9 protein-coding genes and 1 tRNA gene are annotated in these 17,200 nt (G+C 70.4%); 9 read left to right on the top strand and 1 reads right to left on the bottom strand.

Annotated elements, in window-relative coordinates:
- The first annotated feature begins 6 nt into the window (after window positions 1–6).
- The 7 genes from ACWEPL_RS05260 (at window position 7) to ACWEPL_RS05290 (ending at window position 15,394) form a co-directional block, all read left to right on the top strand.
- A complete protein-coding gene (locus ACWEPL_RS05260; RefSeq protein WP_363981627.1) occupies window positions 7–411 on the top strand; it encodes a YbaB/EbfC family nucleoid-associated protein in 405 nt (134 codons plus the stop codon).
- Complete coding sequence (locus ACWEPL_RS05265) at window positions 408–752, top strand: hypothetical protein (RefSeq protein WP_452435276.1); 345 nt, start codon at window positions 408–410, stop codon at window positions 750–752. The genes ACWEPL_RS05260 and ACWEPL_RS05265 overlap by 4 nt, the downstream gene beginning before the upstream one ends.
- 10 nt (window positions 753–762) lie before the next feature.
- A complete protein-coding gene (locus ACWEPL_RS05270) occupies window positions 763–11,160 on the top strand; it encodes a WXG100-like domain-containing protein (protein WP_452435277.1) in 10,398 nt (3,465 codons plus the stop codon).
- 49 nt (window positions 11,161–11,209) lie between these two features.
- Window positions 11,210–11,734 (top strand): hypothetical protein, encoded by a 525-nt coding sequence (locus ACWEPL_RS05275; protein WP_452435278.1) that lies wholly within the window; start codon window positions 11,210–11,212, stop codon window positions 11,732–11,734.
- Entirely contained in the window at window positions 11,727–12,275 is a 549-nt protein-coding gene (locus ACWEPL_RS05280) for a hypothetical protein (protein WP_452435279.1), read from the top strand. Before ACWEPL_RS05275 ends, ACWEPL_RS05280 begins: the two co-directional genes overlap by 8 nt.
- An 88-nt stretch (window positions 12,276–12,363) precedes the next feature.
- On the top strand, window positions 12,364–14,700 hold the full coding sequence (locus ACWEPL_RS05285; RefSeq protein WP_452435286.1) for a right-handed parallel beta-helix repeat-containing protein: 2,337 nt from the start codon (window positions 12,364–12,366) through the stop codon (window positions 14,698–14,700).
- Between the two features lie 118 nt (window positions 14,701–14,818).
- On the top strand, window positions 14,819–15,394 hold the full coding sequence (locus tag ACWEPL_RS05290; protein WP_452435280.1) for a phospholipase: 576 nt from the start codon (window positions 14,819–14,821) through the stop codon (window positions 15,392–15,394).
- 50 nt (window positions 15,395–15,444) lie between these two features.
- Here the strand turns inward: ACWEPL_RS05290 and ACWEPL_RS05295 are convergent.
- Window positions 15,445–15,510: transfer RNA gene (locus ACWEPL_RS05295), tRNA-Ser, on the bottom strand.
- 539 nt (window positions 15,511–16,049) lie between these two features.
- On the opposite strand from ACWEPL_RS05295, the gene ACWEPL_RS05300 reads away from it, so the two are divergent.
- Both ACWEPL_RS05300 and ACWEPL_RS05305 read left to right on the top strand, forming a co-directional pair.
- Window positions 16,050–16,634: a hemerythrin domain-containing protein gene (locus tag ACWEPL_RS05300; protein ID WP_452435281.1), complete on the top strand. Its 585-nt coding sequence runs from the start codon at window positions 16,050–16,052 to the stop codon at window positions 16,632–16,634.
- 255 nt (window positions 16,635–16,889) lie between these two features.
- Window positions 16,890–17,200: hypothetical protein (locus ACWEPL_RS05305; RefSeq protein ID WP_452435282.1), on the top strand; the 311-nt coding region annotated here is incomplete at its 3' end.

Consider the following 17,200-nt stretch of genomic DNA (forward strand, 5'->3'; position numbering starts at 1 on the left):
GGTGTCATGGAGTCGCTCGACCAGCCTGATTCGGCGGCGATGAGGGCATACGCCGACGAGCTGCGCGACATGTTCCGGCAGATCCAGGACGCGGGCATGGAGCTGCATGCCCAGGCCAGAGGGGTGCAGTTCACCGAGAAGTCACGCGACGGCCTGGTGTCGGTCACGGTCGGCCCGCGCGGCGAGCTCGTCCGGCTCGACCTGGACCCGCGCATCTACCGGCGGCCGGAGGCACGGCAGCTGGCCGACACGATCGTCGAGACGGCTCAGCGGGCGGCGGCCGGCGCCCGCGAGCGCGTCACGGAGATCCTCGAGCCGGTGATCCCCCGTGCGGAGCTCGAGGCACACCTCGACGGCGACGTCGAAACCGCCCTGACGCAACTCGCCGAGCGGATGGAGGGTGAACGATGAGGCTCTGGGACGGTACGCAGATCATCAAGCCCAGCGTGGACCGGGGGCTGTCCGAGTGGTCGACGATGGCCGAAGACCTCGAACACGAGTCGGCGAGGCTGGTCGCCCTGGTCCGGGAGGCGCTCGACGCCGCCCCGTGGGGTCCCGGCGCCGAGGGGGAAGCGTTCAGGGCCGCCCATTTCCGCAACGACGGCCCCAACCAGATGCTCAGCCAGTGCACCCAGCTGGCCAAGGAGATCACCGGTGCGGGGAGCGGGGTGCGCACGGCCGTCGACAACACCCTGAAGATGGATCTCGACATCAAGCGCGACATGGCAGCCGGGCGGGTGCGGGAAATCTGAGGCCCAGGACGTGACGGTCAACGCCGACACCGGGGTCCACGGCTCCGGCAGCAAGAACGGCGGCGGCCTTGCCGCCCCGCGGCCAGCGGTCCGCATCGACAGCGACGTCCTCCCCGCGTGGGAGACCGAGGCGCTGCCCGACTGGGTCGTCTACTGGCTGCTCCCCCTGCTTTCGGCTGGGCAGAAATGGCCGGGCGCCAGCGAGAGCGGGCTGTCGAAGCTGTCCGAGGCGTACGACAAGCTGGCCGAGGGGTCCGTCAGCTCCGCGCCGGCCGCGGGCTCGGCCACGCGCGTCCTCCTGGACGGATGGATCTCGCCCGCGACCGCGAACTTCGTCACCAGGGCCACCTTCCTGTACGGCCACGAGGGCGGGCTGGCCGGGGTGTCCGGGAACGCGCAGGCCTACTCGCAGCAGGCCAACAACTTCGCCGTCGAGACGCAGTACTCCAAGCTCTCCGTCAACGTGGCCTTCTGGGTGACGGTCGTCGCCATCGCGATCGCCCTCTTCGTCGCCTTCTTCACCGCCGGCTCCTCCACCGCGATCATCGGGCCGTACGCGGCGGGCGCCCGCGCGGCCATCACGCGGATCCTCGTCAGGCTCATGACCCTGGGCGGCCGGGAACTGGGCGTGCGGCAGCTGGCCAGGGTGACCGCGCTCAGCGGCGCCACCGGGCGCGGCCTCATCGCCAGGCTGCTGGCCTCACCGATCGGCCGGGAGCTGATCGAGGAGATCGGCGAGGAGTTCTTCATCGACGCGGCCTCCCAGTACCAGCAGCTCCAGATGGGCACCGTGCAGGACTGGGACGTGAACAAGTCGGCCGCCTCGGTCATCGGCGCGGGCGGCGGCGCGCTCTTCGGCACGGCCCTGGCCGGGCCCATGTCCCACGTCACCAGCCACGTGCCGGGTTTCGCGGGCCGTGCCCTGACCACGGGCCTGACCAACACGATCGCCTCCCCGGCCGGCAGCTTCATCGCCAACGGCGTGGTTTACAACCAGTGGCAGAACCCGTTCACGGCCGATTCCCTCCTGGGCGGCTTCATGGGCGGCGCCGGGCGTACCGGGACGATCAGCCCGTTCAACCCCGAGGTCTACACCGCGCTGGCCCACCCGGTCACCTCTCTCGCCTCCGCCTACGACCTCGCCGCGCACACCGACGCCGGCCGCGCGGCGGGTGGCCCGCCCGGGGGCCCGGCGGACGGGAACACGTCGGGCGGCAGCCCCACGAACGGCGGCCCCCAGCCCGGCATGGCCGGAGCCGTGCGCCAGCCCGACCCCGCGGGGCCCACCACCGTGAGGTCCGGCGGGCAGGCGACCGCACCGGCGACCCCGAGGCCCGACGCTCCGGCGACCCCGAGGGCCGACGGCGGCCGGGACGGCGACGGCCGCCGCAACCCCGCCGCGCCGGACCCGGACGCGTCGTCGCAGCGGCGGACCTCCAGGGGCGAGGACCCCGACCAGACAGACCCGAATGCGGCGGCACCCGACCAAGCGGACCCGAATGCGGCGGCACCCGACCAGGCGGACCCAAGTGCGGCGGCACCCCCCCAGGACGACGCCGCGCCGCAGCCCGCCGGCGACGCGGGCCCGCGACCGGACGACGCCTCCGGAACGGCCCCGACGGGACAGGCGCCGGACGGCAGCACCGCGCCCAACGCCGACCCGGCCCAGCCGGATGGCACCCCCGCGCAGCCGGACAGCGCCCCCGCCCAACCGGACACCAATCCGACAAACCCCGACAACAACTCCACCCAACCCGACGCCAACCCGACAAACCCCGACAACAGCCCCGCCCAGCCGGACGGCCAGACGGTGCCCGACGCCCAAGCGATGCCCGACGCCCAGGCCGCGACCGGCACGACGACGCTCGCCGACGACGGCTCCGGGCACCCGGTCACCTCCCTCGACGGGTCGGTGCCGGCCGGTCAGCCCATGCCCGCCGCCGTCCGGGCCCGTACGGCGCTGATCGGCGCACTCACCACGAGCTTCCCCGACGCGGTGATCGGCCCGGAGGGCGACCTCCTCATCTCCACCCCCAATGGCGTGCGCGTGATCTCCGCGGCCACCATGAGCCGCATCCGGTCCGCGCTGGACATGCGGGCCGAGGAGGTCTCGGACGTCTCCGACCTCCAGGCCGAGGCCGCCGCCCTGCTGACGGTCGCCCAGGCCGGGGAGCCGGCCGCCCCCGCGGCGGCCCCGGCGCCCGACGACGCCCCCGCCGCCGCGCCTGCGTACACGAGCAAGCCGGGGACGGTCACGTCGCGGCCGATCGCCGGCACCAGGTACGTGACCGACGGCCGCCAGGGCCCGGACCTGGACCTCGACGAGGTGCGGAGCTCGATAGGAAACTGGCTCGCCCGCCACTTCCTCGACCAGGGCGTCAAGCGCTTCACCTGGTCGACGGATTCGGAGGGCCGCCGGACGCTGGCGGTCCACACGGAGACGGACGGCGTCCACCACTTCCGCCCCGTCATCGGCGGCCTGCCCTCGGACCTGATGGGCCAGACCGAGATCAGGTCGGGCAGGAGCGCGGACGACGCCCACCTGGTGCACTTCAACCCCCGTGTGGACTCCGAGCAACTGTCCAGGGTCTGGCTGCACGAGATCACCGACACACTGCAGGAAGTGCAGTCGGCCGGCGGGGGCAGGCGGCAGGGCTTCCTACGGCGCCGACGCGGCGGCGAGGCCACGCAGGACGCGTGCGTCCCCGCCTTCTACAACGAGTTGTCGTTGCTGGCCGGGAAGTGGCACCAGGCCCAGACGCTCCCGGAGAAGCGGCTCCTCGCCGTCGACATCGACGGCGTGGCGCGCAAGCTGCACGAACGCGGTCACACCCCGCCCCTGCCGCCCTGGGCGCCCGGGCAAACCGCCCGGCCGAGCCACGCCCCGGCCTTACCCGGCGAGCACCCGTCCACCCAGGAGGTTCAGGACGTCATCAACGCGCTGATCGAGGCGGAGCATGCGCTCCAGAAGCAGATCAGTGCCAAGAAGGACAGCGCGAAAGAGGCAGGTAAGCAGGCCCGCAAGGCGGCGCGGGACGCGGTGAAGGCGCGGATGCAGCACGACCAGGGCCGGTCCGAGCGGGCCCGCAAGGCGCGGCAGGAGATGCGGATGCACCTGGCCACGCAGAAGCGGCACTCCAGGATCGCGCAGGCGTACGCCCCCGCGCTGGCGGAGGCGACGAAGGCGCGGAAGGTCTACGAGCAACTGCTCGCGGCGATGAGGCAGCCAGGAGGGCCCACCCAGCCGGGAGAGGTCGGCATGGCCGCCATCGCCCGGTCGCTGGAGGCCGAGGCCAGGCGGCGCCACAAGGGCTATCTGGACGCGCTGGCCGAGGCGCTGCCGCACAAGGACAGCCTGTCCACGGCCATGCCGACGGGCCGGCTCGCCCACCTCAACGCGCTCACCACCGCCGTCAACGAGATGTTGGGACGCAACAAGATCGGCCACCAGTTCACCCCGGACGAACTGGAGCGCGCCCTGCGGGCCGACTTCCACAAGATCGTCTCCGACGGCGCCGTGTTGCGCGTCGGCCGCGGCAGCAGGGCGGCGGAAGTGCGGGTCAAACTCTCACTCTCCGACCTCGTCGAGGTGCTCGACCCGGGCGTCAAGGCATCGGAGATGATGGTCGGCCTGTTCTTCCAGGCGGGCCGCACGGTCACCGCCACCGAGTCGGGCAGCGGCGGGATGAACGTCGGCTTCGACAGCTCCGTCCTGGCGCAACTCCTGGCCGAGGGCGAGGTGCCCAGGACGCTGGTCGAGCTGCTCGGGGTCGGCCTCGGGGTCGCCGCCGGGCGCAACTGGTCGGCGACGGGCGGCGCGGGAATGTACGCGCAGGGCGGCTCCGTCGCCGACAACAGGAGCGAGTCGCTGCTGTTCGACGCCGCCGCGACGTGGACCGTCGACATCCGCACCGGGCAGGACACGAGCTGGCGGGACACCACCGTGGTGAATTCCGGCAAACCCGGCGATTCCGCCGCGCAGCGGATGTGGGTCTCGCACTCCTTCACCGACCAGCCGCCGCGGAAGCTGGCCTGGATCGACGACGACAAGCGGGACCCGAAGCTTCCCAACCACGTCCTCACCAGCATGGACGGCTTGGAGGAGGCCCTCGACGAGATCGCGGCGACGCTCGGCGGGGAGTACACCAAGGTCGGCGCCGTCCCCCACGACCAGCTGCGCACGTTCGTGACCGACGTACTGCCCCACCGGCTGCGCGATGCCGTCAACAAAGGGCGGGAACAGGTCTTCACCAAGAACGGTGAGCCGCACGCGAGGGTAACCGCCAAGAGCCGGGTCGTGCTCGTGGAGAGCGAGCCGCTGGGCGGGGCGACCGCGGACGAGTGGGAGGAGGAGGTGCTCGTCGACTTCGTCGCGACCCCGGGCGGCGCGTCATCCGGCGGGTCGCTGGAAGCGAGCGCCTCGGCCGGGTTCAGGCACGACGCGCTACAGGGGGTCGGCGTCGGCGGCTACCATCCCAGCATCGGGCCGCAGGTCAGAGGCTCCCGGGCGGCGTCGCGGTCCTACTCGGCCACCGCCAACAAGCAGGCCATCCACCCGAGCGTGCACAGGAAGACCAGCTACAAGCAGAGCTACCGGCTCGTGGTGGAGACCACGTTCACCGTGGAGGTGATCGGCAAGCCGCCTGTCACGCTGCGGCCGATGCGCAGTGAGGCGGTGGTCAGCATGCGGGAGAAGGCCGCCTACCACTTCGGCCTGCCCGTCGACAGCGCGGCGCTGGTGTACAGGGACGGACAGCCGCTCCTCGACGCGGACGGCAACCAGGTGCTGCGCGGCGACATGAATCCCGATCCGCCGCCGGGGCGCAAGCCCGAGCTGCCCGTGTGGCTCGGCGACGGCCCGGGACAGATGCGGGGCGCCGGCCCCGCCCTCGTCCAGGACATCGACGGGCTGGACGAGTTCAGGGATCAGGTGCTGGACGAGCTCGCCGAGCGCGGGATCATCCCGAAGACCGTGAACGGCGTGCCGCAGTACTCGTCCAACCTGCTCGCGCGCGCCTCCCAGATTCTCAATCGCCAGGAGGTCACGGAGCAGCTGTCCGAGCACCGGATCAGGTCCGCGTACGACTCGCTGGCCCAGGACGGCATTCAGGTCGACCTGGTGATGCACGGCCTGAACAGCACGTCGGAGCACTACGTGCTGCACCTGTCGCTGAAGCAGGACTTCGACGACGTGAAGTACCTCGGGTACACGGAGTCGGAGACGGTGGTCAACCTCGAAATCGGCTCCGACACCTCGGCCCAGGGCACGAGCAGGTCCAGGACGTACGGGGGCGGCGCCTCCGTCAGCGAGAGCGACGGTCCCGACCAGGGGCACGACGGCCTGTCGCACGAGGTGGGCGTCAATGCCGGCGGCAACCGCACCCGTACGGCGGGCTCGAGCGACGGCGACACGGTCAACGTGGTGCCCATCCTGCACGAGAGCACCGGCCCGGTCGCGGGCTTCTCGGTGCGCCACGACCTGACCGCCACGCTTGTGCACGACGGCACGGCGACCACCCTGGCGTCCGAAAGTGGTAGGGCCAAGCTGCTGTTCGCGGCGGACCACCTTCCTTCAGAGGACGGATCGGCGCCCATGCCCATCGGCAAGATGTCGCGGAAGGTGCTGTCCAGGGCGAAGCTCATCCACTTCGACACGCACGGCAGTCTGGAGTCCGCGGCGAAGCAAGTGCTGCCGAGAGGTATGCGCGAGGATTCGGTGGCGTACCAGATGATCAAGGCGACCCTGGGCGTGCGCAATCTCGTCGCCCACCCCAGGACGCTGATGAGGATGCTCACCAGCGGCCTCGGGATCCGCACCCGGGGAATGCCCACCCGCTCGTCGCTGACGGTGCGGGGCGAGGTCGGCGACACGGAAGTGGTGGGCGTCGTCGACCAGGTGAACGGCGACATCCTGTTCGGGCTCGGCAGCGCCGGCGTGTCCTGGGGCGGGTCGTCCGGCGTGTCCGCCGGCGCCTCGACGAACGTCTCCGACCTCGACGACGGCGGCACGTCGAACGACGGCGGCAAGCTCTCGCTGCCTTCCCGGTCGGGAGGCACCTCCGACTCCACGTCGATCCTCGACATCTGGGGCACCGAGGAGCTCACGATCTTCTTCGGCCGCCAGTACGTCCTGCGTGCCAACGTGGACCTCACCCTCACCGGCTCGGAGAACACGGCGCACGCGCTGCCGCTGGGGGACCGGGTCCCGCTCGGCGAGAACGGCGAGGTCCCGGCACAGGGCACCGGGCTGTTCCTGCTTCCCGAGGAGGAAGCGCTGCAGCTGTACTCCGAAGGCGAGCTCCCGCTGCCGGGCGCCCTGGTGGCCGACGCCATCGAGCGGCTGCTCAACGGCAGCCTGCCCCTCGACCCGTCCCTCGCCGTGCCCCTCGTCCAGAGGTACGTCATGGACGTGGCCAAGGCGCGAAGGGCCGGCGAGGACGTGGGGTACGCCGACCGCACCCCCCGGCGGGCGCTGCTCGCCAAGCTCCAGGAGCTGACGGGCCTTGGCCCGCAGGCGACCACGGCCCGGCAGGCGAACGAGGAGAAGCGGCTGGACGAGACGCTGAGCGAGGCGGCGGACCTGGTCGAGCGCTCCAGGGAGGTCGTGCTGTCGCCGTCGAACGAGGACGGGATGGGCCTGGGCACGACGGAATCGCTCGAACTGACCGACGAACAGGGCAATCCCATCGACGTCGCGGACGCCGTGCTGAAGGCCGTGCGAGCCGCCGCCCCCGAGGTGGTGGACGGGAGCCCGACCCTGAGCGAGGAGCTGAGCGTCAACTTCTCCCAGGACGCCGTGAAGATCCACGTTCCCGACATGTTCTCGCCGCGCGGCTTCCAGAAGAGCTACCACGTGCAGGTGGGCTCCCAGGTCGGGCAGGCCGAGGAAGTGACCGTCACGACCCGGCTGGTGTACGACAACCCCGCAGACTCCCGCAAGGCCACCTTGCTCTCGCGCTTCAAGCAGGCCGGGGTCATCATGCAACGCTACCGCTACACCGACCTGTCGCACTCCGAGTCGTACAACGGCTCCTACTCCGCAGGCCTGGACTACGGCAGTTCGGACCAGGGCGACGGCCGCGGGGCCGGCGTGTCGACGGACCGGGGCCGCTCTTACACCGGCTCCACCAACCAGCAGGGCACGCGGCTGCAGCGGGTGGCCCGGTTCAACGGCATCAACCGGGTCAAGCAGAAGCCCAGGCTGGTCATCGAGGTCAAGCGCACGCCGGTGCGTGGAGGCACGATCCCGGCCAAGGTCCAGCAGGCGGCGAACAAGCTCCGGCGCAGGCCCCCCTCCACCCACACGGTCGAATACAACGCCACGCTGGTGCGGCGCATCCCGATCGGCATGGTTCGGCCCGTCGACGAGGATCCGGGGCAGGTCGTCATGACGTCCGATCCCCGGCAGGTCGAACTGCACCCCGGCTTCTTCACGGACGCGCTGTGGGAGGACCCGCGTAAACCCAGCCTTTTCGACGTCGTCACCGCGCAGCTGTCGAAGATGCTGGGCGCCAAGACGGTCACGGAACGCCTGTCCGAGATAACCAAGCGGCTGTCCCTGGGGGCACTGCTGACCGGGTTCGAACGGATGACGGGACCAGACGGCGACATCGTCGTGCGGGTGGCCAGGCAGAAGTTCAAGGACCAGGGCGCCCAGGTCAGGATCCGGGCCCGCATGTCGGACTTCACCATCGTCGCCGGCCCGTTCGAGGCGGAGAAGGGAGAGGTCGACAGGACGGCCAACGCCCAGAACGTGACGGTGTCCCGCGGTCGCGCGCTGCCGGTCGGCGAGAGCGGCAGCATGAGCGACGGCCAGTCGGGACTCAACGGCGGCGTGCGGGCCGGGGAGCAGGCGTCCGAGAGCGTGACCGACCACAACGGGGGGCGCCGCGAGCGCACCAAGTCCGAGAAGAGCCAGGCCTACACCGTCCGGCTCAGGGTGGACTACGACTTCACCTTCGAGCACGTGGCGCGGCTGCGGAACGGAGACGAGCGCGTCGTCGGCGACCCGATCCATCTGCCGGGCGCCAGCAGCGGCTGGGTGGACGTGACGCTCTTCGAGGAGGAGATCGCGGAGCTGCGCGCCCGGGTGGAGGCGAACGTGCGGCTCGCGCCCCTCGTTGATCAGGGATGGCCGACGTTCAAGTTCGTGCCGGCCGAGGGCCGCGTAGGGCTGATCCAGATCCTGCAGGACGCGCGCCTGGCCGCCCGCGAACGCCGTGCGGTGGCCCGTGTGACGGTCCGGGAGGCGGACGGCCTCCATCGTTACGTGGCCGCCCCTGACGGCTCGGTGCACAGCGAGACCCCCGACGGCGGGTTCGCCGAGGCCTTCGCCACCCTCTCCCCCGCGGTGCTGGACGCCGCCCACCAGGTCGGCCTCGACCTACGCGACGTCTTCATGAACTCCGAGAACCCCGGCACCTTCTCCCATCAGGTCAAGGCCGAGCTGATGGCGCGTGGCGTCTTCGCGCTCGACACCGCCAAGCCGGCCTGGCCCGCCGACCGGGAAGAGGAGAACCAGCCGGTGGGAGGCAGCGTCGCCCAGGGGGTGGCCATGTCGGATCCCGCGATCGAGGGCACGCCCTTCAGCCGGTCGGCCCGGCCCGACGGGGTCCCCGACCTGACCGTGGACGAGCTGCGCAACCAGAACATCACCCTCGGCGATCTGGGCGGCGCCGCCGCGCACGTCGCCTGGAACGGCGACACGCTGACCGTCCAGGTCTCCAACGCGCCCGACCAGCACGTCCGCGTGCTGATCGGTGAACCTGGCGAAGGGCTCGACGCCTCCACCGAGTTGCGCGCGGGCACGGCGGACGACCCGCACGTCATGCGCTTCTGGCCGCGCGTGCACCCGGACGTGGTGTCGTCGGTCCTGGTGCACGAGCTCTCGCACGTCCTGCAGGAGACGCTCGCCGCGTCGTCGGGCGCCCCGCAGGGCGTGATCAGGACCTCCTTGTCGGAACACCAGACCGAGGGCACCGACTACTGCCTGCTCCCCCGCCTGAACGAGCACGCCCACCTGTCGCGCAAGTGGCACGCGACCTCCGACCCGGCCACGCGCTCGCTCCTGGCCGACGCGATCGACGCCATCGCGGCCGACCTCGAACGCCGCGGCCACACCCCGCCCGCGCCACCGTGGGGAACGGGCCCGCGGGCGCCGGCCGCCCCTCAGCCGCTGAGCCGGCTCGCGCGGCTGCTCAACGGGGGAGGCCCGGTGGGGCTGGACACCTCGCCGGCCGGGCTCGGCAGGCTGGCGCAGACCGCCGGCGTCGCCGACCTGGCTCCGGCGGGACCCTCCGGCGAGTTCACGGTGTCCACCAGGAGCGGGACCTTCACCGTGGCGCTGGCCGACGCGGCGCCGGGCGCCACGGACGTGACCGTCGACTCGCGCGGGCCGGGGCGGCTGGCGCTTCGCGTGCCCGCCGACGGAGGCGGGCGCGGGGTCGTCGCGGTGGCCGAGCAGATCGCCGCGCACGCGGCCGCGCTGGACGGCCGCCCGGCGGGCCGGACGCTCGGCCCGGGGCCGGCCTTCGGCGCACATCCCACGGCGCCGGGACAGGTGCTCGGGGTGGCCGACGCCGCGACGCTCGCGCGGCTGCGCGGGCTGGCCCGCGCGGTCACCGAAGGCGGCTGGAGCGGCGCGGCCGAGGCGCTGCGTGCCGAGGCGGCGCGGGCCGGTCTGGCGCCCGGCCAGGCCGGAGCGGCGCCCCGGTTGCTGGCGCTGGCGCGGGCGGGCGAGCTCTCTCCCGCCGACGTCACGGCGATCCGCGGCCATGCGACGCTGCCGGAGACGGCCGCGGCCAGGGCCGTCGAGCGCGGCGCGGCGCTCGTGGGCGCCCGGGTCCACGACTACGGCTCCGGCCTGCTGGACATCGTGCTCCCCGGCCGCCCGCCCATCCCCGTAGAGGTGCGGTCGGGCCCAATGGGTGACACTGCGGGTGACACGGGCATGCTGACCGTCCAGGTGGACGGCCGCCGCACGATCGGCGCGAACGAGCGGGCCGCCGCCGCGACCGTTGCCGGAGCGGTCGCCCGTACGCTGGGCGCGACGGCCGCCGGCGACCACGCGGCCCTGGCCGAGCTGTACGAGGCCGTGCGCCAGGCACGCGCGGCCACCGTCCGCCAGCGGCCGGCCCGGCTCGGCGTGCTCCACGACCTGCTCGCCACCATCCGCCCCCAGGTGTGGCAGCTCGTCCCGCAGCCGCTGGCCACCGAGCTCGCCAGGCTGGCGGACGGGGCGCGTCCCCGGGACCTGCCGACGTACATGGACCGCCTGCGCACGCTCGCCAACGCGACCGGCTGGCACGAGCCGGAAGAGGAGAACTGCCGGTGCCCCGCCGACGGGCCGTGCGAGTGCGGCCTGCGCACCGGGGAGGCACCGGCCGTGGCACGCACGATGGCGGTGTGACCGCGATCGCGCGTTCCGGCATGATGGGACTCCCGAGGAGAGGACGGCTATGGCATTCGCGGTGGCGCGGACGAGGGATGAGGCGCATCTCTACCTCGATCTGCACCCGTGCGCCTGCGGGTCGGTGGACACGACCTGGCACAGCGGGCTGGTGAGCGTCGAGGAAGGGCTGGTCAACCGCTATTCCGGCGGGTGCGGGGAGTGCGGGACGGCCCGGGAATACCTGTTCGGCCTGCCGGAGCGTCCCGTGCTGCCCACCGGCTATCCGACGTTCGGCGGGACGGAGCCGTCCGAGCTGCTCGACGCGGGCGAATGGTTGTGGGTGGCCGACCTGAGCGCGGGCAACGTGCCGGTGGACGACCAGGCAGAGGCCAGGCGCACGCTGCGGGTCGCGACCGCGGCCGTCGAGGAGGTCGTCAAGTTCGTGCCGCCGGGGGCGGACGCGGTGCCCGACGACGGGTTCTGGTCCGAGCGCGGGCAGCAGTTGCGGGCGGCCGACCCCGGCAGGTTCCAGCTCGACCGGCTGCTCGTCGTCAGGGACACCTACCAGGATCTGGCGGGCCGGCATGCCTGAGCGCGGTCTCGCCCGTTCCCTCGTGGAGGCGTACGTCTACTTCGACCTGGTGGCCGGCGGCGGTGAGGCGGGCGCGTCGCGCCGGGCGGTGGTCGAGCAGGACCCGGACGGCTGGGTGGTGCGGCTCGGCGGCACGGAGGTCCTGGTTCCCGAGGAGGCCGAGGTCGTGGCGAGGCAGGCGGGGCTGATCTTCGGCACCGGCCTCTCCGAGCTGATCGACCCCGGCCAGTGGGTGCTCATCGCCACCACCTACGCGAGCCGGGCTCTGGAGGGCGCGCTGTTCTTCGCCGCGGACCCCTCGGACCCCGAGGCGTTCGGCAGGATCGAGACCGACTGGCGCTTCGCCGCCGACGCCGTGGCCGAGGCGCTGAAGTTCTTCCCCGGCGGCGCCGCCGAGCTGCCCCCTGACGACTTCTGGAGCGAGATGGGCAGGGCATTGCGGGAGTCCGAGCCCCATCGGCTCACCAGGCAGAAGCTGGAGAGCGATCTCGCCTTCTACCGCCAGAGCCTGGACGACTTCCACCGTCTCCACGACGGCTGAGGGTCGGCCTCGGTCAAACGATTGATCTCTGGGTCACACCCGTAATATTTTATCGATTATGGTGCGACGCAGCCGAATCAGAAACGTGATGGTCATCCTGGTCGCGGCCTTACCGGCGACCGCCGCGACGCAAGCCCCGGCGGCGGCCGCCGCCCCGCTCACCGTGTACGTGTCACCGGACGGCAGGGAAGGGGCCCGCGGCACCGAGCAGGACCCGTTCGCGACCGTCGAGCAGGCCCGCGACGCGCTGGCGGGCCGGACGAGCGCCCGCTCCCCCGGGATGGTCCGCATCAGGGGCGGCGTCTACCGGACGTCCAGGACCGTCCAGCTCAGCGGGGAGCGCAACTCCTACGTCACCTATGCCGCCTATCCGGGCGAGCGGGTGGAGTTCGCCGGGGTCACCACGCTCTCGCCGGAGAAGTTCCGCAGGCTGAGCGACCTCCCGGCGGGCGAGGCCAAGTGGTCGTCCAGGTCGCGGGTCCGGGACTCGGTGTCCGGCAATGTCTACGTCTACGACCTGGCCGCCGAGGGCATCCCGGCCGGGCGGCTCAACAAGAACGGGTTCAACTGGAAGCCGCAGCCGTACGCGCCCGAGTTGATCACCGACGACGTCGCGCAGACCCTGGCGCAGTATCCGAACGGCGGCGAGAAGCTGGACCGCGCCGACCTCACCGTCAAGGAGGCGCCGAAGGGCGCCCGCGACTACTTCTCGGACAAGACCGCCGACGGCACCACCCTGCCCTACGAGGACATGCTGAAGCTGCCCGGCCCCGCCTACACCGCGGTCGACCCCGCGCTCAAGGAGCGCTCCGCCACGTGGGCCCCGCCCGGCGGGACCGCCGACAACACGACGTACGAGACCGACGGCTGGCTGTCCGGATATTTCGGCAACAACTATGCCAACGACCGCGTACGCATCGACTCCGTCAACGGTGACGAGCTCAGGACCCGCTACCCCACGATGTACGCCGCCACGGACAAGTGGACGTCGTTCGTGGCCCAGAACGTGCTGAGCGAGCTGGACGCCGAGGGCGAGTACTACATCGACCGCTGGAACGGCGGCGACGCCCTCTACTACTACCCGCCCGGCGGCACGGTCGAGGGCAGGCGGATCAGCCTGACCTCCTTCGACGCCCCCTTCTTCACGCTGGAGAACGTCAAGGGGGTGACGCTCAAGGGGCTGAAGCTCAACGGCACGACCGGCACCGGCGTACGCCTGCTGGACGCGGAGTCGTGCACCATCGACGGCCTGGAGATCCTCAACGTCAGCATGGACGCGGTCGCGATCGGCGAGGCCAACGACGCGATCACGGCCATCGCCGAGTACCGCACGAGCCGGGGCGGCCACCGCAACCGGGTGGTCAACAGCAGGCTGCACGACCTGGGCGGCGGCGGGGTGTTCACGGCCGGCGGCGACCGCGACTCGCTGGAGCGCGGCGACCACGTCGTGGAGCACAACGAGATCTACGACTTCTCCAAGCTCGCCACCTACACCCCGGCGGGCTACCTGTACGGCGTCGGCAACACCTTCAGGTACAACAACGTCCACGACGCGCCACACATGGCCATCCAGATCATGGGCAACGACATGGAGGTGAGTCACAACCGGTTCGAGAACCTCGTGACGCACGCCTCGGACCAGGGGGTGATCTACGCGGGTCGCGACTACACGTACCTGAACAACGTGATCTCCTACAACCTCTTCAGGAACGTCGGGCCGAAGGGCAACCAGGCCGTCTACATGGACGACGGGATGTCGGGGATGGTGATCCACCACAACTTCTTCGACGGGGCCCAGCACGGCCTGTTCTACCAGTCGGGGCACAGCAACGTCGCGACCGACAACGTGTTCAAGGACGTGACGTACGTCGGGCACGACAAGCTCTACCACGAGAGCGGCGGGCGGCTGCCGGTGCCCAACTCCAAGGTCGTGGTCGAGCGCTTCAACGACATGCTGAAGGCCGGCGACGGCACCGGCTTCACCAACACGCGCGAGAACATCGAGAAGTGGTACCGGCGCTACGGCCGCCAGTACCCGAACATCCGGTCCTGGTACGTCCCGGCGGACGCGAGCGGGCGGACCTGCACCGCCGTCGGCACCACGGAGTGCACGGAGGCGTACGTCTGGCGCGACCCGGACTCCGTGTACGTGCCGTCCCACAACGTGCTGACCCGGTCGGTGAGCATCGCGTCGGGCGGCTTCGCCTACACCGACGACGCCGGCGGCCTGAGCAACAAGACGTTCAACCCCGACTTCGACTCCTACAACGTCAGGAAGGACACCGCCACCGGCTTCGCCTTCGACCCGGTGACGGGGAAGTTCGACGCGGCCGCCACGCCGCTGAACTCGGCCGAGGGCTTCGGCCGGCGGTGGGTGCGGGAGTGGAACGCGCGCTTCACCCTGGAGGGCATCGGGCCTCACTGACTCAACGACTGACAGAAAAGCGGCGTCATGTAAAGATCGAGACTCGGCGAACCCTTGTTTCGGAATTGAGCAAGATCTGCTTCTGCCCTTCCCGAGGGTTTCGGGTCATCGTGAGGACGTGCATCCGACCCCCCGGCAACAGGAGCAGGTCCTCATGGTCAGACGATCCCGCGCGCTACTCGCCGCTTTCGCCCTCTCTGTGATCACCGTACTCGGGTTCGCCTTGCCCGCCCACGCGGTGACCTTGGAGCAGAAGCTCGCCGCTCTTTCCGGTTTCTCGCAGCCCACGGCCGCCAGCGCCTCGTCCTGGCGGGCGGCCTGGGAGAACCAGGCCGCGTGGGCGGACTACGCCTTCGACTGGTCGACCGACCTGTGCTCGAGCAGCCCGGACCAGCCGCTCGGCTTCGATTTCCGGATGCCGTGCAGAAGGCACGATTTCGGTTACCGCAACTACAAGGACGTGAGCCAGTTCCCGGCGAACAAGTCGCGCATCGATGACTCGTTCTACTACGACATGAAGCAGGTGTGCGCCAAGTACTCGGGCGTCTCCAAGTCCACCTGCAACGGCCTGGCCTGGACGTACTACCAGGCGGTCAAGGAGTTCGGGAACCTCAACGTCACCCAGGAGCAGATCCAGGAAGTGCAGCAGGAGGCGCAGCTGAGCGCGCAGAACGCGGAGAGCGTCGAATCCTGACAACCAAAAGGGCGAGGATGCCTTGGCACCCTCGCCCTTTTCGTGCGGTGCGCCGCCAGGGACTCGAACCCCGGACCCGCTGATTAAGAGTCGCTAGCTTTCATGCCAGCTGCTGCCTCAATACCACTCTTTGTATCGCTCTATTCGATTTCGTTGCTTTCGGAATGCCCCAAAATGCCGCTGTGTATTCACGCGCGCCGATGGCCGAGGAGCAACCACCGAGCAACCGTCCGGACGATTGCGCGGCCTTGACCATCCGATTTGTCGCGTCGTCGACACCAATGGGCTCTCTGGCCCGCAGGAGATGCTCCTGGCCTGGCCGCCGTCCAATCGGCCCAGCGGTAAGAACAACGGTGTAACTCCTGATCACGGAGGACACACCTGATGAGTACTGTGATCCAGGCTCGACGGAGATCGACCTGGAGGACGCTGGGATGCTCAAGATCGGGTTAGCCTGGACGGTCAGGTCGTGGACGTGGACGTAGCACAGCCGCAGCGCGATGCGCCGGCGCAGTCGGGTGGCCAGGGCCGGGGCCTATCCGAGGACCCAGAGAAGATCTCTATGCCTCGCCGCGGAAGGCTCCGGAGTCGGTAAGACCATGCGTGACCAGCCATGTCACGGGTAGTCACCGCCGGTAACGAGAGGAGACTGATCGTGGCTACCCAGAAGACGATGCCCGAGACGATGGGAGAGAGCGACGTCATCGACCTGCTGCTGGCGCAGCACGCGATGATCCGGGGCTTGTTCGACGAGGTCGAGCGGGCCACGCCGGACCAGCGGGGCGAGGCGTTCACTCGGCTGGTGCGGCTGCTGGCCGTGCATGAGACGGCCGAAGAAGAAATCGTCCATCCCTACGCCCGCCACAAGATCGACGGCGGCGACGCCGTCATCGACGACCGCCTGGCCGAGGAGAACCACGCCAAGGAACTCCTGCAGCATATGGACGAGGCCGGAGCCCATGCCCCGGACTTCATCGAGAAGCTCGCCGTGCTGCGTGCCGCCGTCGAAGCTCATGCCCGCAACGAGGAGCGCTACGAGTTCAGCCAGTTGCGCGACCGCACCACCGAGGCCGAGCGCCGGAGCATGGCCATCGGCGTCAAAGCCGCGGAGGCGATGGCTCCCACCCACCCGCATCCGGGCACCGAGTCGGCGACCAAGAACGTGCTCATGGGAACTCCCATCGCGATGATGGACCGGGTTCGCGACGTGATCCGCCAGGCCATGGGCAAGCAGAGCTAACCCGGGACATGCCCGCCAGGCAGGACCGGACGAGCCGAGGCACGGGCCGGAAACGACCGGTGGCGCCGCGTATCAGTTGGCAGCTACGCCGACAGTTCACCTACCCCCTTGAGACACGCAGCACCAGCTCAATCGAGTAGGAGGGCGAGATCTTCTCGCTCTCCCCTCTCATCACAACGAGCGCACCGCCCCGCATCGATAATTCCAATGAACTCGTCCCAGAGTCTCAGGTGTACGATTCCTCACTTCGAGCACTTGCTCAGTTCACCCGAACTTTCCGGCGTGGCGCCCGCGGCACAGCACCATTTCTGGAGCGCCGGGCACGGACACTACGTCGTGTTCCATCGGACTGGCTTCAGGATGGTTGAAATTGCCGGCGCCGAGGCGACCAGGAAAGACAGTAGCCAGCCCGGCGGGCCTCATCGAGGCCATTTCCTCTTCAGAATTATCAAAATCGGGCCGCACACTGAGGTGATCTCAGCGAATTCCCGGCAGGTAATTGTGCTCGAAGTGGGTGAGGACAAGTGCTGCGCGGGCGATGTCGCCGATTCGGCTGGGGCTGACGG

The organism is Nonomuraea sp. NPDC004186 (assembly GCF_053603495.1).